Source organism: Rathayibacter sp. SD072, from assembly GCF_017355185.1.
Taxonomy (GTDB): Bacteria; Actinomycetota; Actinomycetes; order Actinomycetales; family Microbacteriaceae; genus Rathayibacter.
Genome location: NZ_JADILJ010000031.1, coordinates 1 through 21,800, shown reverse-complemented (window position 1 = coordinate 21,800; position 21,800 = coordinate 1). Strand labels below are relative to the sequence as shown.

Here is a 21,800-nt window from a genome sequence, read left to right as displayed (position 1 = left end):
CTCCCGGCCGCTCGGCTGCGGCGGGGCGAGACGCGGGACTATCCTCCAGGGTGGCCTCCGCGCCTCCCGCCCCACCAGAGAGAACCACCGTGAGCATCCTCCGCACCAAATCCGTCGAGCAGTCGATCTCCGACACCGACGAGCCCGAGTTCCGCCTCAAGAAGTCGCTGTCGGCCCTCGACCTCACCGTCTTCGGCGTCGGCGTCGTGATCGGCGCCGGCATCTTCACCCTCACCGGCCGCGCCGCGCACGACATCGCGGGCCCGGCGATCGTGCTGAGCTTCGTCGTCGCCGCGTTCGCCTGCGCCCTCGCGGCCATGTGCTACGCCGAGTTCGCCTCCACGGTGCCGGTGTCCGGCTCCGCCTACACGTTCTCCTACGCGTCCCTCGGCGAGCTCTTCGCCTGGATCATCGGCTGGGACCTGATCCTCGAGCTGTTCCTCGGGGCGAGCGTGGTCGCCCAGGGCTGGAGCGCCTACCTCGGCTCCTTCCTCGCACAGCTCGGCATCGTCCTGCCCCCGGCGATCTCGTACGGCGGAGTCGTCGACGTTCCCGCGATCCTCCTGGTGCTCGTGCTCGGCGGACTGATGACCTTCGGCATCAAGGAGTCCCTCCGCGTCAACATGGTGCTCGTCGCGGTGAAGCTCTTCATCGTCCTGTTCGTCATCATCGCGGGCATCCAGTTCATCAACACGGCCAACTACTCCCCCTTCATCCCGCCGGCCGCGCCCACCGAGTCGGCCTCGGGCCTCACCCAGCCGCTACTGCAGTTCCTCTCCGGCATCGAGCCCGCCACGTTCGGAGTCGGCGGCATCATCGCCGGCGCCTCCCTCGTCTTCTTCGCCTACATCGGCTTCGACGTCGTCGCGACGACCGCCGAGGAGACGAAGAACCCGCAGCGCGACATGCCCATCGGCATCATCGCCTCGCTCGCGATCTGCACCGTCCTGTACTGCGCGGTCGCCCTCGTCGTGACGGGGATGGTCCCCTACCGCGAGCTCGACCCCTCGGCGGCGCTTGCGAACGCCTTCGCCTACCACGGCCAGACCTGGATGGCGACGGTCATCTCGGCCGGTGCCGTCGCGGGGCTCACCACCGTCGTGCTCACCCTGCTGATCGGCGCCACGCGGATCATCTTCGCGATGTCCCGCGACGGCCTGCTGCCCCAGCGCCTCGCGACGGTGCACCCGCGCCTGCGCACCCCCTGGGTCACCTCGCTCGTCGTCACCGTCGTCGTCGCCCTGCTCGCCGGGCTGACGCCCATCGGCGTCCTTGAGGAGATGGTGAACATCGGCACGCTGTCGGCGTTCGTCCTCGTCTCCGTCGGCGTGATCGTCCTGCGCCGCACCCGGCCGGATCTCAAGCGCGGCTTCCGTGTGCCGCTGAACCCCTGGCTGCCCGGCCTGTCGGCGCTCATCTGCACCTACCTGATGCTCAACCTCTCGATCGAGACGTGGCTGCGCTTCCTGGTCTGGCTCGCGATCGGCTTCGCCATCTACTTCGCCTACTCGCGCAGCCGCGCGAAGATCGCGAAGTAGGCCTCAGGACGCGGGCACCGGGGTCGGTCGGAGCACCTTCTCCATCGCCTTCCCTCTGGCCAGCTCGTCCACGAGCTTGTCGAGGTAGCGGATCCTCTGCATCAGCGGGTCCTCGACGTCCTCCACCCGGATCCCGCAGATCACCCCGGTGATCAGCGGAGCGTTCGGGTGGAGGCGTGCGGCCGCGAAGAAGTCCTCGAACGTCGTGCGCTCGGCCAGATGCCGCTGCAGCTCGGCCTCCTCGAACCCGGTGAGCCAGCGGATCACCTCGTGCAGCTCCTCGACGCTGCGCCCCTTCTTCTCCACCTTGGCCACGTAGTGCGGATGGACGTCGGCGACGGCTGTGCGGAAGATCCTGCTCATGGCGGAAGGGTAGCCCCGGAGGACCCGATCGCACAGGCCCCGCGACCGGCGGGAATGCCGCGCTCCCTAGAGCCCTTGCACTCGGTATGAGAGCGATCGTCTACAGCGCCACCGGCGCCTCCTCCGTCCTGTCCCTCGTCGACCGCGAGCCCGTTGCGCCCGCGGAGGGCGAGGTCCGCGTTCGCGTCGTCGCCTCCGGAGTGAATCCCACCGACTGGAAGGCCCGCGCCCAGGGCGATCTCGCCTTCGACGAGGTCGTCCCCAACCAGGACGGCGCGGGCGTCGTCGACGCCGTCGGCCCCGGAGTGAGCGGTCTCGCTGCAGGCGACCGCGTCTGGTTCTTCCTCGCCGCCCACCAGCGCCCCACGGGCAGCGCGCAGGAGTACACGGTCCTCCCCGCCGAGCGCGTCGTCCGCCTGCCCGAGGGCATCGGCTTCGACATCGCCGCCAGCCTCGGCGTCCCGGCGATGACCGCGCACCGCGCCCTCACCGTCCACGAGCAGGGTCCGTCCCGCCTCTCCCCCGGCGCTCTCGCCGGCCGCACCGTCCTCGTCCAGGGCGGCGCGGGAGCGGTCGGCCACGCCGCGATCCAGCTCGCGGTCTGGGCCGGCGCCACCGTCATCGCCACGGTGAGCAGCGACGCGAAGGCCGAGCTCGCCTCCGCCGCCGGCGCGCAGCACGTGCTGCAGTACCCCGACGACGCGCTCGCCGACCGCATCCGCGAGCTGGCTCCCGACGGTGTGCAGCACATCGTCGAGGTCGCTCCCGCGCAGAACGCCGCGCTCGACGTGGAGGTGCTCGCCAACCACGGCAGCATCGGCTACTACGCGAACATCAACGGCGACGAGTTCACCATCCCGATCGTCGCCAGCTTCGCCAAGAACGCCCGCTGGCAGGGCCTCCTGCTCTACACCGTCGGTCCGGAGCCCCTGCAGGCGGCCGCCGAGGACATCACCGCGGCCCTCCGCGACGGAGCTCTCCCGGTGGGCGACGCCGCAGGACTCCCCCTGACGTGGTTCCCGCTCGAGGAGACCGCCGCCGCCCACGACGCCGTCGAGGCCGGCACCACCGGCAAGATCCTCATCCGCGTCGCCGCCGAGTAGGCCGCGGTCGGACTGCCGGCCACGAGCGGCCACGGAGCGTCGGCCGCGCTCGGTTCACCGCGCCGGGCCTGCAGGGCGAGCCGCCCAGCGGCCGGGCGGTCACTCCAGGATGGGCCGAGCGCCGAACAGGTAGCAGTTGCCGATGTCGATCACGAAGGGTGCCCCGAGCTCGGGAAACCGTTCGAGCATCGTGCGCTTGTAGGCCTCGCCGTCGGTGCCGAGCACATCCGAGGCGACGGCGAGGTACGCCTGCATCTGCTTCAGCACCTCCTGTCCGGCGGGCAGCCCATGGCCGGGCAGGATCGTCTCGTAGGACGGATCAGCGCACGAGAGGAGGATCTCCTGCCAGCGGGCGATGTCGTTGTGCCCGACGAACACATGGGTGCCGTGGTAGACGAGGTCCTGGGCGACGAGGATCCCCTGCTCCGGGAGACGGATCACCAACTGGTCCGCGGTCTCCGCACCGGAGACGGCGTCGAAGACGAAGGGCACGCCGTCGATCACCTCGGTACCCGGAAGGATCCTCTGCGTCGGAGCGACGTCCGCGGCGAGGATCGGCACCCTCTTCAGGTCCCGCAGATCCCCGCGCGCCGCCATTGGTCTCGCACGATCGGAAGTGCGTGGATCGGCGCACCGAACCTCGCTGCTCCCTGGAAGTGGTCGGGATGCTCATGCGAGGTGATGAGTTTCTCCCACGGCTTACCGAGCCGGGCTGCGTACTCCACGACATCATCCGCATCCACGACGGTGAGCTGGCCGTCCACTCCGACGAGCAGATTCGGCGTCTCGATGACGTGTGTCGTCACGTTGATGCTCGAATCCGGCGCGGTGTAGCCGTGCACGCGCACGCCGCCCGTGTCCGTGACCGTCATTGTGCCGCGCACGGTGGCCTCTTCTCTCGGGATGCCAGGTCGGAACCGAAGGGGTACCGACGGCGCTCAGAGTAAACCGACCGGTTTCCACTCGCAAGGGGATCCGTCGCATCAGGTAGTGGCACAGAGGAAGTGATCCGCGGATCGGGGACGTTCGCCGCCGACGGCCAGGAGCCGTCGAAGCACCGGCCGTCCCCGAGTCGGCCATCAGCGAGGCGACCGTGCCGACGAAGATCGCACGGACGAGCGCACACGGCCCTGCCGGTGCCGACCTCAGTCGCGGGCACCGACTCCGGCGTGATCGAGGAGCACCGACGCGGTCGCCGCGGCGAGCCCCGGCGTCGGAGCGGCCTGGACGACAGCACGGGCCGTCACCCCGTCGTGCACCATGGTCAGCTGCTTCGCCAGCACCTCCGAGTCGACGACTCCCGCCCGGACGACCGCGGTCCGGAAGTACTCGGTCAGGGTGTCGTGGAAGCCGCGGGCCACGACCCGCGCCGGATGCTCGGGCTCCTTGATCTCCATCGCAGCAGACACGTACGGGCATCCGCGGAACGCCGGATCCGCGACGACGGCCTCCAGTCGCTCGAACACGTGCATGACACGCTCGCGAGGCGGCAACTCGAGTTCCGGTGCCGGCAGAAGGGCGGCGAGATAGCCCGGTACGGAGCGGGCGAGGCTGGCAGCGAGGAGTTCTTCCTTGCTGTCGAACAGCTGGTACATGGACCGCTTCGAGACTCCCGCCGCGCGGCACAGGGCATCGACGCCCACATGCACGCCCTGGCTGTAGAACAACTCGGCCGCGGCGTCCAGCAGTCGCGTGCGGGTCGCCGGTGATCCAGTGGCACCAGAGGTCATGGACGGATCGTACCGCTGATCTTGTGGAGACGAAACCGATCGGTTTACAGTGGGTGGAAACCGATCGGTTTCCACCCACATCCGAGGAGAAGCAGACATGACCACCACACCTTCCGCCGACTCTGCCGCGATCATCGACGGCGACTCTCCGTCGACCACCCGCGCCTGGTACCTGGAGCAGCGCCCCGTCGGCACGCCGACCGCGGCCGACTTCGCCATCAAGAGCGCTCCGCTCGCAGCGACCGGAGTCGGTCAGATGCTCGTCGTGAACGAGTTCCTCTCCGTCGACCCCTACATGCGCGGCCGGATGAGCGCGAAGAAGTCCTACATCGAGCCGTACGAGGTGGGAGCCCCGATGGACGGGCCGGCGATCGGGCGAGTGCTGTCCTCCCGCGCCGAGGGGTTCGACGTCGGCGACCACGTCTTCCACGGTCAGGGCTGGCGCGAGCACGCCGTCCTCGACGCTGCGACCGTGTACAAGGTGGACCCGGACCTCGCGCCGCTCTCGGCCTACCTGGGTGTACTGGGCGTGCCCGGTATGACCGCCTACGTCGGGATCGAACGCTTCGCTCAGATCACGGGCGGGGAGACCGTCTACGTCTCCGGCGCGGCCGGCGCGGTCGGGAGCACCGTCGGTCAGATCGCCAAGCTGAAGGGCGCAGCCCGCATCATCGGCAGCGCCGGCTCCGACGAGAAGGTCGTCCAGCTCGTCGAGCAGTTCGGATTCGATGCCGCCTTCAACTACAAGTCCCGCGCCATCGCGGAGCAGCTCGCGGAGATCGCTCCGGAAGGGATCGACGTCTTCTTCGACAACGTCGGCGGCGAGGCGCTCGAGGCCGCGATCGGCGCCCTCAACACCCACGCCCGCGTCGTCCTCAGCGGCATGGTCTCCCAGTACAACGACGAGCCCGTCGTCGGCCCCGGCAACATCTGGAACCTCGCGGTCACCCGCTCCAAGCTGCTCACCTTCATGGTCACCGAGGAGATGGACCTCCAGACCCAGTTCTTCCAGGAGGCCGCCGGCTGGCTCGCCACGGGAGCCCTCCGCTTCCACGAGACCGTCGCCGACGGATTCGAGAACACCCTCGAGGCCTACTTCGCGATGATGCGCGGAGAGAACACCGGCAAGATGGTCGTCAAGCTCTGATCCGGAGCCGTGCGCTCCCGGAAGTCGGCGGTCGGCTTCGAGGTCGGCGGCACGGGTCATCGGGGGTGAAGGCTCGATGCGACCGCACCGGGTCGGGTGAAGAACCCGCGGAACGGATCGACGCGGGCAGGCTCGGAGGCTCCACGATCGGGCCGGGCCCCGCCCACGTCGCCCCGTGACCTCCTCTCACCGTCAGGAGGAAAGGAGTCCTGTCGATCCGGGCGGCCCCTCCTTCTGTGGACGACGGCCGTCCCGGTCGGAGCGAGTGGCGCCCCTCCGTCGGAGCGAGTGCCCCGCAGACATCCGGTGCACTCGTCCGGGCTCGTGACGGAACGCGGTACGGGCCTCGGTCAGGAGCATCGACGTGATCCGTCTCGCCGGAGCACCTGCGATCGGGGGCCGGGCGCCGTCTCCCCAGCGAGCAGTGTCCCCGCGACCCGGGCAGTGCGCGGGAACGGACGAAGATCTGCTCTCGAGCGGCTGCGCCATCACCGAGCGACCAGTCGCGGAACACGAGGAATCGGGATCCTGCTCCCGTGGCACCAGCATCGTCGGAGCCCGAGAAAGCACCGCAGCGGCAGAAGGACGAACCCCTCGCGACTCGAACGAGGAGTCTTGCATCGAGGCGCAGCCCGAGCGAGATCTTCTCGCTCGGGCTGTGATGTCGGGCTGACAGGATTTGAACCTGCGACCCCTTGACCCCCAGTCAAGTGCGCTACCAAGCTGCGCCACAGCCCGTGGCAGTCCGGGTTCGTGGCCCGGGCAACTCGACTATCTTAGCGGGTCGCAGCCCCGGAAGTGAAAACGAGCCACGTCCGCGCCTGCGTAGAATCGCTGAGCGCCCGCGCCCCGGAATCACCGGCGGCGGGGCGGACAGCACGGGAGGCGGCATGGACGCGCGGCAGAGACGATCGCAGGAGTCGCTGCACAGGGCGATCATCGATCTCGCCACCGAGCGCGCGGTCTCGGGCCTCACGGTCTCGGACATCACCGACCGCGCCGGAGTGAACCGCTCCACCTTCTACGCGCACGCGGCCTCCGCCGCCGAGCTCCTCACCGCGGCGCTCTCGATCGAGCTCGACGTGATCCGGGTGGACTACCTGGCGCGCCTGGGCGAGGGCGATCCCGCGGATGCGTCCAACAGCGAGGCGACAGTGCGGATCCTGGACCACCTCGAGCGGCACCGCTCCCTCTACCTCGGCGCCTTCGACGACGCCGGAGGAGACTCGGGCCTGCGCGTCATGCTGGCGGGCCACTTCCGCCGATCCGTCAACGACGCGGTCGCGAGCGGTGCGGTCACCGTCCCTCAGGAGGGCTTCCTCCCCGGCGGTGCCGCCGCCTACATCTCGGCCGGTTCCGCCGCGCTGATGGAGGAGTGGCTGCGCCTGCCGGACCCTCGCGACCCCGACCTCTACCTGGACGCGTTCGCGCAGGTCCTGCCGCCCTGGTGGCCGCTGTCGTCGAGCGCCTCCGCCGTCGCTGACGCCTGAGCACCCGCGAGCATGCACGAACGCCTCCGGCCCGCAGGATCCGAGGATCCCGGCGGGCCGGAGGCGTGTGAGGGGACGGGTCTAGCGGGCCCGCTTCTCGCGGACACGCATGTTGACGTTGACCGGCGACCCCTGGAAGCCGTAGATCTCGCGCAGCCGGCGCTGGATGTAGCGGCGGTAGCCGGGGTCGAGGAAGCCGGTGGTGAAGAGCACGAATGTCGGCGGGCGCGAGGACGCCTGCGTGCCGAACAGCACGCGGGGCTGCTTGCCGCCGCGCAGCGGGTGCGGGTGCGCCGCCGTGAGCTCGGCGAGGAACGCGTTGAACTTGCCCGTCGGGATGCGCGTGTCCCACGACTCGAGTGCGAGCTCGAGGGCGGGGACGAGCTTCTCGAGGTGGCGGCCGGTGCGGGCCGAGATGTTGACGCGGGGCGCCCACGCGACGTGGGCGAGATCCGTCTCGATCTCGCGCTCGAGGTAGCGGCGCCGCTCGTCGTCCAGGAGGTCCCACTTGTTGAAGGCGAGGACCAGAGCGCGACCCGACTCGAGGACGAGGTCGATGATGCGGACGTCCTGCTCCGAGATCGGCTCGGAGACGTCGATCACGACGACCGCGACCTCGGCCTTCTCGAGCGCGGTCGAGGTGCGGAGCGACGCGTAGAAGTCCGCGCCCTGCTGCAGGTGCACGCGGCGGCGGATGCCGGCGGTGTCGACGAAGCGCCACACCTTGCCGGCGATCTCGACCTGCTCGTCGACCGGGTCGCGGGTGGTGCCGGCCAGCTCGTTGACGACGACCCGCTCCTCCCCCGCGGCCTTGTTGAGCAGGCTCGACTTGCCGACGTTCGGGCGGCCGAGGATCGCGACGCGGCGCGGCCCGCCGACCTCGCGCTTGGCGACGGCCGACTCGAGGGGCAGGGTCTTGAGGACCGTGTCGAGCAGATCGGCGACTCCGCGGCCGTGGACGGCCGAGACCGGGTAGGGCTCGCCGAGCCCGAGCGACCACAGCGAGGCGGCGTTGGGCTCCTGGCGCGCATCGTCGACCTTGTTGGCCGCGAGGAACACCGGCTTCTTCGTCTTGCGGAGCAGCTTCACGACGTGCTCGTCGGTCGCGGTGGCTCCGACGTTCGCGTCGACCACGAAGATCACGGCGTCGGCGAGGTCGATCGCGATCTCGGCCTGAGCGGCGACGGACGCGTCGATGCCGCGGGCGTCGGGCTCCCAGCCGCCGGTGTCGACGATCGTGAAGGAGCGGTCGATCCACTCGGCCTTGTACGAGACGCGGTCGCGCGTGACGCCCGGGGTGTCCTCGACGACGGCCTCTCGGCGGCCGAGGATGCGGTTCACGAGCGCCGACTTGCCGACGTTCGGACGGCCGACGATCGCGACCACCGGCAGTGCCGGCAGGTAGCGCACCTCGTCGGAGTCGCCGCCCGAGTACTCCAGGAGGGTGAGGTCCTCGTCGTCGAGGTCGTAGTCCTCGAGTCCGCTGCGGAGCGCATTCGCGCGTGAGGAGACGAGCTGCTCGTCGAGATCGCCGAGGCGCTCGACGAGGTCGTCGTCTCCGAAGTTCAGCTCGTCGTCACCGACGTGCGTGTCCTGTGCCATGACCGGCCCTTGCTCTCGAGGTATTGACCTCGGCGATGACCGCGTCGACGGTCTGCTCGAAGTCGAGATGAGTGGAGTCGAGAAGAGTGACTCCTTCTGCGGCGTTCATGAAGTCGACGACCTGGGAGTCGGCGCGGTCCCTCGACCGCAGTGCCTGACCCGTCGCTTCCGCGGATTCCGTGGTGACCTCGCGCGAACGCCTGGCCATTCTAGCCTCTTCGCTCGCCGTGAGCAGGATCCGGACCTCCGCGGTCGGTGCGACGACCGTCGTGATGTCGCGTCCCTCGACGATGATGCCCGCCTTGCGGGTCTCGCCGATGATGCGGCGGAAGAGCAGGGTGACCCGGCGGCGCACCTCCGGGACCTTAGCGACCGCCGAGACGCGACCCGTGACGCGGGGCTCGCGGATCGCTGCGGTCACCTCGGTGCGCCCGACCCAGACCGAGTACGACTCGGGGTCGGTGCCGATGGAGTAGTCGAAGCCGTCGAGGGCGTCGACGATCGCGTTCTCGTCCTCGAAGTCGAGGCCCACGTCGAGCCCGTGCCACGCGAGGGCGCGGTAGGCGGCGCCGGTGTCGAGGAACTCGAAGTCGAGACGGCGGGCCGCCTCGCGCGAGACGCTCGACTTGCCGCTGCCCGCGGGCCCGTCGACGGCCACGACGATCGCGTCGCCGAAGTCGGTGGACTCGTCCGTCCGGGTGCCGCGGTCCGTCGACGGAGAGGCTCCGCCGTCCTCCGGCATGCTCTGCTGGGCACGGCGGGCGGGCGTCATCCTGTTCAGGCCGCCCTCCTGCCTGTTCTGCTCGGTGCTCATCCGGCGATCCTCCAGCCGCGTGCGGTCAGTTCTTCTGTCAGTGGGCCGACCGCCTCGGGCACCACCGAGATCTCGGCGAGGCCCACGCGGCGCCCCTCCGCGTGCTCGAGGCGCACGTCCTCCATGTTGACCCCGGCCTCGCCGATCTCGACGAGGAGCCGACCCAGCGTTCCGGGGACGTCGTCGATCAGCACGATCAGGGTCGCGAAGCGCTGGTCCTGGCCGTGCTTGCCGGGCAGTCGGGCGACGCCCGCGTTGCCCGCGGCGAAGTGCTCGGCCAGAACGCGGCGCGCCCCGACGGCGTCGAGTCCGCGCAGGGCGTCCGTGAAGTCGGCCAGATCCTCGCGCAGCGCGTCGAGGACCTCGACCACGTTGGCGCTGTTCGCCGCGAGGATCTGCACCCAGAGCTCCGGCGCCGAGGCGGCCAGCCGCGTGACGTCGCGGACGCCCTGGCCGGCGAGTCGGAGCGACGCGTGCGGCGCCTCGAGCAGCCGCGCTCCGAGGAGCGAGGAGACCACCTGCGGGACGTGCGAGACGAGGCCGACGGCGAGGTCGTGCTCCTCCGGGTCCATCTCGACGATCGCCGCGCCGAGATCCAGCGCCAGCGCCTCGACGAGGGCGAGGGCGTCGGCGGTCGTCTCCCCGTCGCGGCAGATCACCCAGGGACGCCCGACGAACAGGTCGCCTCGGGCCGCCACGGGCCCGCCCCGCTCGCGGCCGGCCATGGGGTGCGAGCCGATGTAGCGCGCGAGGTCGATGCCGCGCTCGCGGAGCTCCCGCAGGGGCTGGGTCTTGACGCTCGCGACATCGGTCACGACGGCGTCGGGGTGGGCGGCGAGTTCGCGCTCGACGACGCTCGAGACCACGTCGGGCGGCACGCAGACGACGACGAGCGCCGGGCGGTCGTCAGCGGAGGCGGCCCGGCCGGCCCCGTAGTCGATGGCGAGCGAGAGGCTGGCCGGGGACGCGTCGTCGAGGACGACGTCGACCCCGCGCGAGGCGAGGCCGAGGCCGATACTCGCGCCCAGGAGCCCGGAGCCGACCACCCGCACCGTGCCGGTCGTCCGCATCGCGGGCGGGGCGGGGTGCAGGAGCTCGTTCACCCCGACAGCCTACCGATCCGGTCGTCGCAGCTTGTCCGGGCCGCTGCGGCGTCCGGCCGCAGGGCGCCGATCCGCAGCCGGGGAGGAGCGCCGGTCGTCGGCGGACCGACGCTCACCGGAGTCGCGCCGGTCAGCAGGAGGACGCCGGTCGGCGGAATCGCGTCGGTCGTCCGAAGAACGCCGCTCACCCGAATCACGACGATCGGGAGCAGGACGACGCTCCCCCGAGTCACGACGCTCCGGAGCAGGACGCCGCTCCCCCGAGTCACGACGCTCGGGAGCAGGACGCCGCTCCCCCGAGTCACGACGCTCGGGAGCAGGACGCCGCTCCCCCGAGTCACGACGCTCGGGAGCAGGACGCCGCTCGCCGGAGTCGCGCCGCGCCGCCGACGGACGCCGCTCACCGGAGTCGCGCCGCTCGGGAGTAGGACGACGCTCCTCGGAGGATCGCCGCTCCGCGCTGTCGCGCCGCTCCCGCGCGGGCGCGCCGTCCTCCCGGCGATCCTGCCACCGCGGCCGCTCCTCGGACCGCGAGCGCTCCTCCGACCGGCCCTGCTCCTCGACTCGCGGACGCGGACGCCGCGCTCCCGCGCTCGCCTTCCGCGTCGGCTCCGGCTTCTCCGCGGCCACCTTCTCGTGACCCTGGCGCGAGATGGTCAGCAGAGCGCCGAGCTCGTCGCGGGTGAGGTCGCGCAGGTCGCCCGACCGGAGCGCTCCGAGGTGGAGCGGCCCGAACTGACGCCGCACGAGCTCGAGCACCGGGTGGCCGACGGCGGCGAGCATGCGCCGCACCACGCGGTTGCGTCCGGAGTGGAGTGTGATCTCGACGAGAGAGGCGTTCGCCTTGCCCTCCGGTCGGCCGAGCAGTCGCGCCTTGTCGGCCGAGACCGGTCCGTCGTCGAGCTCGACACCGGCGGTCAGCGCGGCGATGGTCTGGGGCAGCACGTGCCCCTGCACCTTCGCGATGTAGGTCTTGGTCACGCCGAACGACGGGTGCGCGAGCACGTGAGCGAGCTCTCCGTCGTTGGTCAGCACGAGCAGTCCCGACGTCTCGGCGTCGAGGCGGCCCACGTTGAACAGCCGCTCCTCGAAGTTCTGGGTGTAGGTGCTGAGATCGGCCCGGCCGTTCTCGTCGGCGAGGGAGCTGACGACCCCGACCGGCTTGTTCAGCATCACGTACCGGCGGGTGGTGTCCAGCTGGACCGCCACTCCGTCGACCTCGATCGCGTCCGTCGCCGGATCGATCCGGCGCCCGAGCTCGTCGGCCACCTCCCCGTTCACCCGGATCCGCCGGGCGACGATCATCTCCTCGACCACCCGTCGGGAGGCCACTCCCGCCGCGGCGAGGACCTTCTGCAGTCGTTCGCCCTCGGGCCCGCTGTCAGGCGTGCTCATCGAATCCGTCCCGTCCGTCGCTCAGAAGTGGTGAGATCTTCGGCAGCTCGTCGAGCGAGGCGAGGCCGAGGTGCACGAGCAGCTGCTCCGTCGTGCCGTAGAGGATCGCGCCGGTCTCGGGGTCGTTGCCGACCTCCGCGATCAGACCGCGGCCCAGGAGTGTGCGGGCGACCGAGTCGACGTTGACGGCGCGGATCTGCGCGACCTGTCCGCGCGAGATCGGCTGCTTGTAGGCGATGACGGCGAGGGTCTCCAGCGCCGCCTGCGAGAGCTTGGTGGGGTTCTGCGTCAGCACGAAGTCCGACACGACCGGGTCGTACTCGCGGCGGACGTAGATCCGCCAGCCCGAGCCGACCTCGCGCAGCTCGAAGCCGCGGCGCACTCCCCCGTCGACTCCGTCGAAGTCGGCGACGAGGCGCTCGATCGACTGGCGCACGATCGCGACCGGCCGCGAGAGCGCGGTGGCGAGGGACACGAGCGACTGCGGCTCGTCCGCGACCATCAGGATCGCTTCGAGCGCGCGGTCGATCTCGAAGGCGACCGTGCCGGGGGCCGCCTCCTCGGTCTCAGCCGTCATAGTCGGCCCCCAGGTGGGCGAGGTTCGCGTCCGACCACGACTCGGCGACCCACTGCAGAGTGAGCTCGCCCAGCGGCTCCGGCTGCTCGAACGTGATCGCGGCGTGGCGGTACAGCTCGAGCACGGCGATGAAGCGCGCCACGATCACGCCCTTCTCATCGGCGGTGGCGATCAGCTCGCGGAACGTCGCCGTCGTCCGAGCGCGCAGCACGCCCACGACGTACGCCGCCTGCTCGCGGATGCTGATGAGCGGCGCGTGCAGGTGGTCGAGACCGACGGTCGGGATCTCCTTCGGCGCGAGCGCGAACGCCGCCAGCGCGGCGAAGTCCTCGGCCGAGAGGGTCCAGACCAGCTCCGGCTTCTTCGCGCGGAACTCCTCCTCGAGGGGCACGTCGCGCACGTGCCGAGACGTCTCGATCCCGATCCGCTCCGCGAACCAGCTCGACACCTGCTTGAAGGCGCGGTACTGCAGGAGTCGCGCGAACAGCAGATCGCGAGCCTCCAGCAGAGCGGCGTCCTCGGCGTCGACGAGCTCGCCCTGCGGGAGGAGGCCGGCGATCTTGAGGTCGAGGAGCGTCGCGGCGACGACCAGGAACTCCGACGCGCGGTCGAGCCCCTCGAGCGTGTCGATGCCGTGCAGGTACGACAGGAACTCGTCCGTGACGGCGCTGAGCGCGATCTCGGTGATGTCGACCTGCTGCTTCGCGATCAGGCTCAGGAGGAGGTCGAACGGGCCCTCGAAGTTCGTGAGCGCGACCCGGAAGCCGCCTGACGACCCGGCGGCCGACTCCGGAGTGAGAACGGCCTCAGGCGACCGCGCCACGCGAGATCAGCTCCCTGGCGAGCTGGCGGTACGCCGCCGCGGCCTTGTGCTCCGGCGCGAACTGCGTGATGGGCACCCCCGAGACGCTCGCGTCGGGGAACTTCACGGTGCGGCCGATCACCGTCTCGAGGACGCTGTCGCCGAACGCGTCGACGACGCGGTCGAGCACCTCGCGCGAGTGCAGCGTGCGCGAGTCGTACATGGTCGGCAGGATGCCGTCGAGCTCGATCGCGGGGTTCAGCCGGTCGCGGACCTTGTCGATCGTCTCGATCAGCAGCGCCACGCCGCGCAGCGCGAAGAACTCGCACTCGAGCGGGATGAGCACGCCGTGGCTCGCGGTCAGCGCGTTGACGGTCAACAGGCCCAGCGACGGCTGGCAGTCGATCAGGATCACGTCGTAGTCGGCGCTCACCTTGCGGAGCACGCGGGCGAGGATCTGCTCCCGGGCGACCTCGTTGACGAGGTGCACCTCGGCGGCCGACAGGTCGATGTTGGCCGGGATCACGTCGAGCCCGGGCACCCGGGTCGAGCGGATCGCCTCGGCGGGGTCCTTCACGGTGCCCAGGAGCAGGTCGTAGATGGTGACCGCGTCGTACGTCGCGACACCGAGACCGGCGGACAGCGCGCCCTGCGGATCGAAGTCGATGGCCAGCACGCGGCGGCCGTACTCGGCGAGGGTCGCGCCCAGATTGATGGTGGTCGTCGTCTTGCCGACGCCGCCCTTCTGATTGCAGAGCGAGATGATGCGGGCCGGACCGTGGCCCGTCAGCTCGACGGGGAGTTCGAAGTCGCGGAGGGGACGGCCGGTCGGGCCGAGCGTCGGGGCTTCGAGACCGGTGAGCTCGGTCCTGTCGTCCGTCTGGCGTGTCACCTGCGTCGTCCTCGCTTCCTGGGGCGTGCGCTCCCGCGCGGCCTGCGTCGAGTCTACCGACCCCCTCCGTCCCCGGCGCCGCGCCCCGCCGCCCGTGCCGGTCGAGCAGTCCCGCAGGGACGTCTCGAGACCCACCGCCGCCGACGTCGCGGATCCGCGCTCCCCCTCAGCGCCGCGCCCGAGGGTGCGCCGTCGTGTACACGTCGCGCAGCGTGTCGGCCGTCACCAGCGTGTAGATCTGCGTCGTGGCGACGGAGGCGTGTCCGAGCAGCTCCTGCACGACGCGCACGTCCGCTCCTCCGGCGAGCAGGTGCGTGGCGAAGGAGTGGCGGAAGGTGTGCGGTGAGATCTCCTGGTCGAGCCCCGCCTTCTCGGCGACCGCGCGGATGACGAGCCAGGCGCTCTGCCGGGACAGCCGGCCGCCCCGCACCCCCAGGAACAGCGCGGGAGTCGCGCGTCCGCGCCTCGAGAGCTCCGGCCGAGCGCGCACCAGGTAGTCGTCGACCGCCTCCCTCGCGTACCGCCCGAGCGGGACCATCCGCTGCTTCGATCCCTTGCCCGTCAGCCGCACGACCTCCGCGTCGAGCACGTCGTCGACGGTGAGGTCGACCGCCTCGGAGATGCGGGCGCCGGTCGCGTAGAGCAGCTCGAGCAGAGCGCGGTCGCGCATCTGCGCGAGCTCCTCGCCGCGGGACGCCTCGAGCAGGGCGCCCATCTGCTCGACCGTGATCGCCTTGGGCAGCGTCATCGGGAGCTTCGGTGGGACGACGTCGTGCGCCACATCGTCCTCGACCAGGCCCTCCTCGAGGGCGAAGCGGTGCAGTCCCCGCACGCTCGACAGGATCCGCGCGCGGGAGGACGCCGCCAGGGGGCGCCCGGGACGTGCGGCGAGCCAGGCGGCGAAGTCCCCCACGTCCGAGCGCCGCAGAGCCGCGAGATCCTGGACCCCGAGCTCCTCGAGACGGCCGAGGTAGAGCTCCAGATCACGACGGTAGGCCGCGATCGTGTGCGCCGAGAGTCCCCGCTCGACACTCGCCTGCCGGAGGAACGCCTCGACGCTCGCCCGGGGGGTCACCCCCGGGGGTGGCGGACCCGCGGGTGGCGCGTCCACGGCGACGACGCGTCGCCGAGGCCCGCCCAGCCGCGCGAGCGGAAGGTGTGCGCGGCGAGTGCTGCGATCGTGAGCGACGGGTTCTGCACGCGCCGCGCGAGGACCGCCTCGACGAGGTCATCGAGCGCGACCCAGCGCAGCTCCATGTCGGCCTCCTCCGCCTCCCGGTCGAAGACCGAGCCGGTGCTCGAGAGGTCGCGGGCGAGGTAGATGCGGATGACCTCGTCGCTGCCACCGGGCGAGGTGGCGAACTCCGAGAGCAGATCCCACCGGCCGGCCTGCAGGTCGGTCTCCTCGGCGAGCTCGCGCTGAGCGGCGACGAGCGCGTCCTCGCCCTCGATGTCGAGGAGACCCGCCGGGATCTCCCACTCTCGGGTGCGGACCGGGTGCCGGTACTGCTTGATCAGCGCGACGCGGTCCTCGTCGTCCAGAGCGAGCACCGCGACGGCACCCGTGTGGTCGAGGAACTCGCGGCGCAGCTCGCCGTCGCCGTAGCGGAAGGTCTCGGCGCGGACGCCCCAGACCATGCCGTCGAAGACGCTCTCGCTCGTCAGGATCTCGGGCTCGACGAGCTCGTCCGAGAGGCCGGAGTCACGCATCGGCGCCCGCCTCCGACGCGGGGAACAGGCGCGAGGCCTCCTGGCGCTCGAGCGCGGCCGTCACGAGCCCGCGGAAGAGCGGGTGCGCGTTGTTCGGGCGCGATCGCAGCTCGGGGTGCGCCTGCGTGCCGACGTAGAAGGGGTGCTTCTCGCGCGGCAGCTCGACGTACTCCACCAGCCGGCCGTCCGGCGAGGTGCCCGAGAACCACAGCCCGGCCTCGGCGATGCGGTCCCGGTACGCGTTGTTGACCTCGTAGCGGTGGCGGTGGCGCTCGGCGGCCTCGGGCGCGCCGTAGACCTCGGCCACGATCGAGCCCTCGGCGAGCTCGGCGGTGTAGAGGCCGAGGCGCATCGTCCCGCCCATGTCGCCGGCGGCCAGGATCTCGACCTGCTCGGCCATGGTGGCGATGACGGGGAACTCGGTGCCGGGGTCGAACTCCGAGGACGACGCCCCCTCGAGACCCGCCTCGTTGCGCGCGTACTCGATCACCATGCACTGCAGGCCGAGGCACAGTCCCAGCGTCGGGATCCCGTTCTCGCGGGCGAAGCGGAGCGCGCCGAGCTTGCCCTCGATGCCGCGGATGCCGAAACCGCCGGGCACGCAGATGCCGTCGAGCTCGGACAGCGCCTTGGACGCCGCCTCCGGGTCCTCGAGTCCGTCCGAGGCGATCCAGCGGATCGCGACCTTCGTCTGCTGGGCGAAACCGCCCGCGCGCAGGGCCTCGGTCACCGAGAGGTAGGCGTCGGGCAGGTCGATGTACTTGCCCACCAGGCCGATCGTGACCTCGTGCTTGGGCTCGTGGACCGCCTCGAGGAGCTTGGACCAGCCGTCCCAGACGACCTCGCCGGCCTCGAGGCCGAGCTGGTCGATGATGTAGGAGTCCAGGCCCTGCTCGTTGAGCATCTCCGGGATCTCGTAGATCGACGCGACGTCCTTGGCGTTCACGACGGCCTGCTCGTCGACGTCGCACATCAGCGCGATCTTGCGCTTGTTCGACTCCGAGACCGGGCGGTCGCTGCGCAGCACGAGCGCGTCCGGCTGGATGCCGATGGAGCGCAGTGCGGCGACGGAGTGCTGCGTGGGCTTGGTCTTCTGCTCTCCGGAGGCGCCCATGAACGGCACCAGCGAGACGTGCACGAAGAAGACGTTCCGCCGCCCGAGCTCGTGGCGCACCTGGCGTGCCGACTCGATGAACGGCTGGCTCTCGATGTCGCCGACCGTTCCGCCGATCTCGGTGATGATCACGTCGGGCTGCGGGTCGTCCTCGGCCTGCAGACGCATGCGGCGCTTGATCTCATCGGTGATGTGCGGGATGACCTGCACCGTGTCGCCGAGGTACTCCCCCGCTCGCTCCCGGGCGATCACGCGCGAGTAGATCTGGCCGGTCGTGACGTTCGCGGCCTGGTTGAGGTTGATGTCGAGGAAGCGCTCGTAGTGACCGATGTCGAGGTCGGTCTCGGCGCCGTCGTCCGTCACGAAGACCTCGCCGTGCTGGAACGGGTTCATCGTGCCGGGATCCACGTTGAGATACGGGTCGAGCTTCTGCATCACGACCCGGAGCCCGCGCGCGGTCAGCAGGTTGCCCAGGCTCGCGGCCGTGAGGCCCTTGCCCAGGGAGGAGACGACTCCACCCGTGACGAAGATGTGCTTCGTGATCTTCGAGGGGGCGGAGTGCCCGGCCGTCGAGGAGTCGTTAGAGGAGTCTGAAGAGCCCGAGTTCGAAATGTCCACCACGGGCTTCCACCCTAACAGCAGTTGCCGCCGACCACTCCGGTCGGGCCGGATCAGCTCCGACGACCGGTCTCGAGCAGCTCGCGCGCGTGAGCCAGTGCGTTCTCCGAGTCGGTCAGACCGGACAGCAGGCGCGCCATCTCCGACACGCGCGCCTCCGGGTCCAGCTGCGTGACCGCGCTCGAGGTGACGGAGCCGTCCGATCCCTTCTCGACCCGCAGGTGGTTGTTCGCGAAGGCGGCCACCTGCGCGAGGTGGGTCACCACGATCACCTGCGACGTCTCGGCGAGACGAGCGAGTCGTCGGCCGATCTCGATCGCCGCGGCGCCTCCCACTCCCGCGTCGACCTCGTCGAAGACGAAGGTGGGCACGGGGTCGTTGGCCGCGACGACGACCTCGATCGCCAGCATGACCCGCGAGAGCTCGCCTCCGGACGCGCCCTTGGCCAGCGGACGGGGAGTCGCCCCGACGTGCGGCGCCAGGAGCATCTCGACGGAGTCGCGACCGTGCGCGGTCGCCTCCCCCGCCGTGCTGACCCGGACGTGCAGCCGGGCGTCGCCCATCGCGAGGGCGGTCAGCTCGTCGCTGACCCGCTCGCCCAGCTCCTCCGCCGCGGCGGTGCGCAGCTCGGTGAGCCGCGTCGCCAGCCGGTCGACCAGGTCCGCGTCGGCCGCGGTGTCCGCGTCGAGTGCCGCGATGCGCTCGTCGTCGCCGTCGAGCTCGAGCAGCCGCAGTCCGGAGGAGTCGACGAGATCGAGCACGTCGTCGAGCGTCGGCCCGTAGGTGCGCGCGAGTTGCGACAGCTCGGCGCGCCGGTTCTCGATCAACTCGAGGTCGTGCGCCCCGTCGAGATCGAGTTCCGCGAGGTAGGACGAGAGGCTGCCGGCGACGTCGACGAGCAGGACGGACGCCTCGCTCAGCGTCTGCACCGTCGGCTGGAGGGCGGCGTCGTGTTCGGCCGCGCGCTCGAGCACCCGGCGGGCGAGGTCGAGCAGCCCCAGGGCGTCCCGGCCGTCGAGCTCCTCGGACGAGATCGACTCGCGCGCCTCGCCCGCCGCCAGTCGCAGCTGCTCGATGCTCCCGAGCCGCTCGGACTGGGCCGCGAGCTCGACGTCCTCCCCGCGCTGCGGAGCGACGACCTCGATCTCGGCGAGGGCGGTGCGGAGGCGCTCGGCCTCGTGGGCGCGCGCCTCGCGAGCCGTGGTCAGCTCGTCCAGCTCCTCCCGATTGGCCCGCCAGCGCTCGAACGCGCTGCCGTAGTCGCGGAGCGCCTCGGCGAGCTCCGCCCCGCCGAACCGGTCGAGCGCGTCCCGCTGCGCGGCCGCCGAGCGGAGGCGGATCTGATCGGACTGCCCGTGCACCACGACGAGCTGGTCGGCCAGCTCCGAGAGCACGCTGACGGGTGCGCCGCGGCCGCCGACGACCGCGCGACCGCGCCCCTCCGCCGACACCGAGCGCGCGAGGAGCAGCTCGGGACCGTCGAGATCCCCGCCGGCATCCCGGACCCGGTCGGCCACAGCGCCGTCCTCCTGCACGACCCAGCGCCCGGACACCCAGGCCTGCCTGCTCCCCGAACGGACGGCGGACGCGTCGGAGCGCGCACCGAGCACCAGCCCGAGTGCGGTCACGACCATCGTCTTACCCGCTCCGGTCTCACCGGTCACGGCGGTGAAACCGGGACCGAGCGGGAGGGTCGCCTCGGCGATGACGCCGAGGTCGCGGATCTGCAGCTCTTCGAGCATCGTGGTGATCACTCCGTCTCCGTCGACCCCCGCCATCCGCGGATGGGGAGACCGAACTTGTGCACCAGGCGGTCGGTGAAGGGGGCGTCGTGGAGCCGCGCGAGTCGCACCGGGAGGGGCGAGCGCCGGAACACGACGCGCGCTCCCGGCGGCAGCTCGTAGGTCCTGCGGCCGTCGGCCCACAGCACGCCGACCCCGTCGGTGCGCTCCTTCACCTCGACGGCGAGGCTCGACTCCGGCCCCACCACGAGCGGACGCGCGAACAGGGCGTGAGCGCTGAGCGGCACCAGCAGCATCGCCTCGAGGGTCGGCCACACGACGGGGCCGCCGCCGGAGAACGCGTAGGCGGTCGAGCCGGTAGGAGTGGAGACGACGATGCCGTCGCAGCCGAAGCTCGAGAGCGGTCGCCCGTCGACGCCCACCATGACCTCGAGCATCCGCTCGCGGCTGCCCTTCTCGACGGTGGCCTCGTTGAGCGCCCACGTCTCGTAGACGACGCGCTCGTCGATCTTCACGCGGACCTGGAGCGTCATCCGCTCCTCCACCCCGTAGTCGCCGTCGAGCGCGCGCGCGACCGCGTCGTCGAGGTCGTCGCGCTCGCTCTCGGCGAGGAAGCCCACGTGACCGAGGTTCACGCCGAGCAGCGGAGCCGTCCCGGTGCGCGCGATCTCGGCGGCGCGGAGGATGGTGCCGTCCCCGCCGAGGACGAAGACGAGCTCGACATCGGACAGGGCGACATCGGAGCCGAGCACGGCGACGTCCGACAGCGACGGGGACGCGGCGACGATATCGCCCTTGTCATCCCCGCAGAGCACCGGCCGGGCACCGGACCCGCGCAGACGGTGGATCACGAGGATCGCCGCTTCGAGGGAGTCCTTCCGGCCCGTGTGGGCGACGACGAGGATGTTGCGCTCCTGCGGAGGGGACTGCATCGAGAGGGTGTCCTCCAGGTAGGTCGACGTCGGCCGACCGCCCGCATCACCCGATGGTGAGCGCGGTGACCGCGTCCCTCCATTCTGTCGGAATCGTTCCGCGGTCGCGGTGGAGGTGCGCGAGATACTCGTGATTCCCAGCGCTTCCGGGTAATGGGGAGGACACTAGGCCGACCACGCCGAGACCCAGGTCCCAGGCGGCCCAGAGCACGTCCGAGAGCGCTTCGCGCCGCAGTTCCGGATCCCGCACGATGCCCTCCTTCACACCCGTCCGGCCGACCTCGAACTGCGGCTTCACGAGCACGACGAAGTCGGCCAGCGGATCCACGCACGCGGCCACCGCCGGCAGCACCATCGTCAGCGAGATGAACGAGACGTCCGACACGACCAGGTCGGGGACCACCGCCGTCCGTGCGGCAGCCGCGAGGGACGCCGCCGTCATGTCGCGAGCGTTGAACCCCTCGACGACGTGGACCCTTTCGTCCGAACGGATGCGCGGCGCGAGCTGCGCATGCCCCACATCCAGAGCGATGACGGATGCTGCTCCTCGTTCGAGCAGCACCTGCGAGAAGCCGCCGGTCGATGCTCCGACATCGAGAGCGTGAGCACCCCGGACGCGCACCGTCGGGAAGCTGTCGAGAGCCCCCAGGAGCTTGTGCGCTGCCCGACTCACGTAGTGATCGAGCCCCGCCACCGTGATGTCCTGATCCGGGCGTACCCGGAGAGAGGGCTTGAGCGCCGGCACTCCGTCGACACTGACGAGCGCGTCGGCGACCAGCCTCGACGCGTGGGTGCGCGAGCGCGCGATCCCACGATCGGCCAGCGCCGCGTCGAGCCGGCTGTCCCCGGGTGCGTCCTCGGAAGCGGAGTCGCTCATCGCCGCGCGTCCGCGCCCTCGAGCCGCATCCGGAGTCGCTGCTGCAGCTCGCTGTAGGACGCCGCCCTCGTGGCGAGAGGCTGATCCTCGATGACCTCGAGTCGGTCGACGAGGCCATCCAGAGGGGCGCTGCCGTGATCGTCGTCCTGCATCGGGTCTCCCGTCATGTCCTCCACCCTAGAACGGGCGACCCCGAGCATCCCGCGCACTCGTCGTCGAGCGCGCTGCATCTTCTCGGAGGCCGACGGATC

21 protein-coding genes, 1 tRNA gene and 1 pseudogene are annotated in these 21,800 nt (G+C 71.0%); 4 read left to right on the top strand and 19 right to left on the bottom strand.

Translation table 11 applies throughout. The features are described from left to right. The first annotated feature begins 89 nt into the window (after nt 1-89). Nucleotides 90-1,538, top strand: coding sequence for an amino acid permease (locus IOC53_RS12655; protein WP_207406225.1), 1,449 nt, complete (start codon nt 90-92; stop codon nt 1,536-1,538). Nucleotides 1,539-1,541: 3 nt separating this feature from the next. Here the strand turns inward: IOC53_RS12655 and IOC53_RS12650 are convergent, their stop codons facing one another. Continuing rightward, a complete protein-coding gene (locus tag IOC53_RS12650; protein WP_207406223.1) occupies nt 1,542-1,901 on the bottom strand; it encodes a DUF2200 domain-containing protein in 360 nt (119 codons plus the stop codon). A gap of 86 nt (nt 1,902-1,987) precedes the next feature. Here IOC53_RS12650 and IOC53_RS12645 point away from each other — a divergent pair, with 86 nt between their 5' ends. Then, the gene (locus tag IOC53_RS12645) at nt 1,988-3,004 is read left to right on the top strand and encodes an NADPH:quinone reductase (protein WP_207406221.1); all 1,017 of its coding nucleotides are present in this window, start codon (nt 1,988-1,990) and stop codon (nt 3,002-3,004) included. Nucleotides 3,005-3,103: 99 nt separating this feature from the next. Here the strand turns inward: IOC53_RS12645 and IOC53_RS12640 are convergent, their stop codons facing one another. The 3 genes from IOC53_RS12640 to IOC53_RS12630 all read right to left on the bottom strand — a co-directional run bounded on the left by IOC53_RS12640 (nt 3,104) and on the right by IOC53_RS12630 (nt 4,734). Then, nucleotides 3,104-3,565 (bottom strand): hypothetical protein, encoded by a 462-nt coding sequence (locus tag IOC53_RS12640; RefSeq protein WP_207406220.1) that lies wholly within the window; start codon nt 3,563-3,565, stop codon nt 3,104-3,106. Nucleotides 3,566-3,570: 5 nt separating this feature from the next. Beyond that, nucleotides 3,571-3,876, bottom strand: a complete 306-nt coding sequence (locus tag IOC53_RS12635; protein WP_207406219.1) for a hypothetical protein — start codon at nt 3,874-3,876, stop codon at nt 3,571-3,573. A 273-nt stretch (nt 3,877-4,149) separates the two neighbouring features. Next, nucleotides 4,150-4,734, bottom strand: coding sequence for a TetR/AcrR family transcriptional regulator (locus tag IOC53_RS12630; RefSeq protein WP_207406218.1), 585 nt, complete (start codon nt 4,732-4,734; stop codon nt 4,150-4,152). Between the two features lie 97 nt (nt 4,735-4,831). On the opposite strand from IOC53_RS12630, the gene IOC53_RS12625 reads away from it, so the two are divergent. Further along, complete coding sequence (locus IOC53_RS12625) at nt 4,832-5,881, top strand: NADP-dependent oxidoreductase (protein WP_207406217.1); 1,050 nt, start codon at nt 4,832-4,834, stop codon at nt 5,879-5,881. Nucleotides 5,882-6,545: 664 nt separating this feature from the next. On the opposite strand, the gene IOC53_RS12620 is transcribed toward IOC53_RS12625, so the two are convergent. Next, nucleotides 6,546-6,619, bottom strand: a tRNA-Pro gene (locus IOC53_RS12620). 152 nt (nt 6,620-6,771) lie between these two features. Here IOC53_RS12620 and IOC53_RS12615 point away from each other — a divergent pair. Then, a complete protein-coding gene (locus IOC53_RS12615) occupies nt 6,772-7,371 on the top strand; it encodes a TetR/AcrR family transcriptional regulator (RefSeq protein WP_207406216.1) in 600 nt (199 codons plus the stop codon). A gap of 81 nt (nt 7,372-7,452) precedes the next feature. On the opposite strand, the gene der is transcribed toward IOC53_RS12615, so the two are convergent. From der to IOC53_RS12545, 14 genes and pseudogenes are all read right to left on the bottom strand, one after another. Further along, nucleotides 7,453-8,973, bottom strand: coding sequence for a ribosome biogenesis GTPase Der (gene der, locus IOC53_RS12610; protein WP_207406215.1), 1,521 nt, complete (start codon nt 8,971-8,973; stop codon nt 7,453-7,455). Continuing rightward, nucleotides 8,948-9,787: a (d)CMP kinase gene (cmk, locus tag IOC53_RS12605; protein ID WP_242683292.1), complete on the bottom strand. Its 840-nt coding sequence runs from the start codon at nt 9,785-9,787 to the stop codon at nt 8,948-8,950. The genes der and cmk overlap by 26 nt, the downstream gene beginning before the upstream one ends. Beyond that, nucleotides 9,784-10,857, bottom strand: a complete 1,074-nt coding sequence (locus IOC53_RS12600; RefSeq protein ID WP_207406256.1) for a prephenate dehydrogenase — start codon at nt 10,855-10,857, stop codon at nt 9,784-9,786. Before IOC53_RS12600 ends, cmk begins: the two co-directional genes overlap by 4 nt. A gap of 675 nt (nt 10,858-11,532) precedes the next feature. Next, nucleotides 11,533-12,285 (bottom strand): annotated as a pseudogene (locus IOC53_RS18975) (pseudouridine synthase); the annotation flags it as partial. Next, the gene (gene scpB, locus IOC53_RS12590; RefSeq protein ID WP_207406211.1) at nt 12,272-12,862 is read right to left on the bottom strand and encodes an SMC-Scp complex subunit ScpB; all 591 of its coding nucleotides are present in this window, start codon (nt 12,860-12,862) and stop codon (nt 12,272-12,274) included. The gene scpB and the pseudogene IOC53_RS18975, both read right to left, overlap by 14 nt. Further along, nucleotides 12,852-13,685 carry a ScpA family protein gene (locus IOC53_RS12585; RefSeq protein WP_207406209.1) on the bottom strand — a complete coding sequence of 278 codons (834 nt, stop codon included), beginning with the start codon at nt 13,683-13,685 and terminating at the stop codon, nt 12,852-12,854. Before IOC53_RS12585 ends, scpB begins: the two co-directional genes overlap by 11 nt. Beyond that, nucleotides 13,669-14,556, bottom strand: coding sequence for a ParA family protein (locus IOC53_RS12580; protein ID WP_207406208.1), 888 nt, complete (start codon nt 14,554-14,556; stop codon nt 13,669-13,671). The genes IOC53_RS12585 and IOC53_RS12580 overlap by 17 nt, the downstream gene beginning before the upstream one ends. Nucleotides 14,557-14,722: 166 nt before the next feature. Then, nucleotides 14,723-15,631, bottom strand: a complete 909-nt coding sequence (gene xerD, locus IOC53_RS12575) for a site-specific tyrosine recombinase XerD (RefSeq protein WP_207406207.1) — start codon at nt 15,629-15,631, stop codon at nt 14,723-14,725. Then, on the bottom strand, nt 15,628-16,266 hold the full coding sequence (locus IOC53_RS12570) for an NUDIX hydrolase (RefSeq protein ID WP_207406206.1): 639 nt from the start codon (nt 16,264-16,266) through the stop codon (nt 15,628-15,630). Before IOC53_RS12570 ends, xerD begins: the two co-directional genes overlap by 4 nt. Then, nucleotides 16,259-18,001: a CTP synthase gene (locus tag IOC53_RS12565; RefSeq protein ID WP_374070834.1), complete on the bottom strand. Its 1,743-nt coding sequence runs from the start codon at nt 17,999-18,001 to the stop codon at nt 16,259-16,261. Before IOC53_RS12565 ends, IOC53_RS12570 begins: the two co-directional genes overlap by 8 nt. A gap of 50 nt (nt 18,002-18,051) precedes the next feature. Continuing rightward, entirely contained in the window at nt 18,052-19,740 is a 1,689-nt protein-coding gene (gene recN / locus IOC53_RS12560; RefSeq protein ID WP_207406251.1) for a DNA repair protein RecN, read from the bottom strand. Between the two features lie 8 nt (nt 19,741-19,748). Then, entirely contained in the window at nt 19,749-20,672 is a 924-nt protein-coding gene (locus IOC53_RS12555) for an NAD kinase (protein WP_207406205.1), read from the bottom strand. Nucleotides 20,673-20,718: 46 nt separating this feature from the next. After that, nucleotides 20,719-21,549, bottom strand: coding sequence for a TlyA family RNA methyltransferase (locus IOC53_RS12550; RefSeq protein ID WP_207406204.1), 831 nt, complete (start codon nt 21,547-21,549; stop codon nt 20,719-20,721). Beyond that, on the bottom strand, nt 21,546-21,800 hold a 255-nt coding region (locus IOC53_RS12545; protein WP_207406265.1), incomplete at its 5' end, for a hypothetical protein. The genes IOC53_RS12545 and IOC53_RS12550, both read right to left, overlap by 4 nt.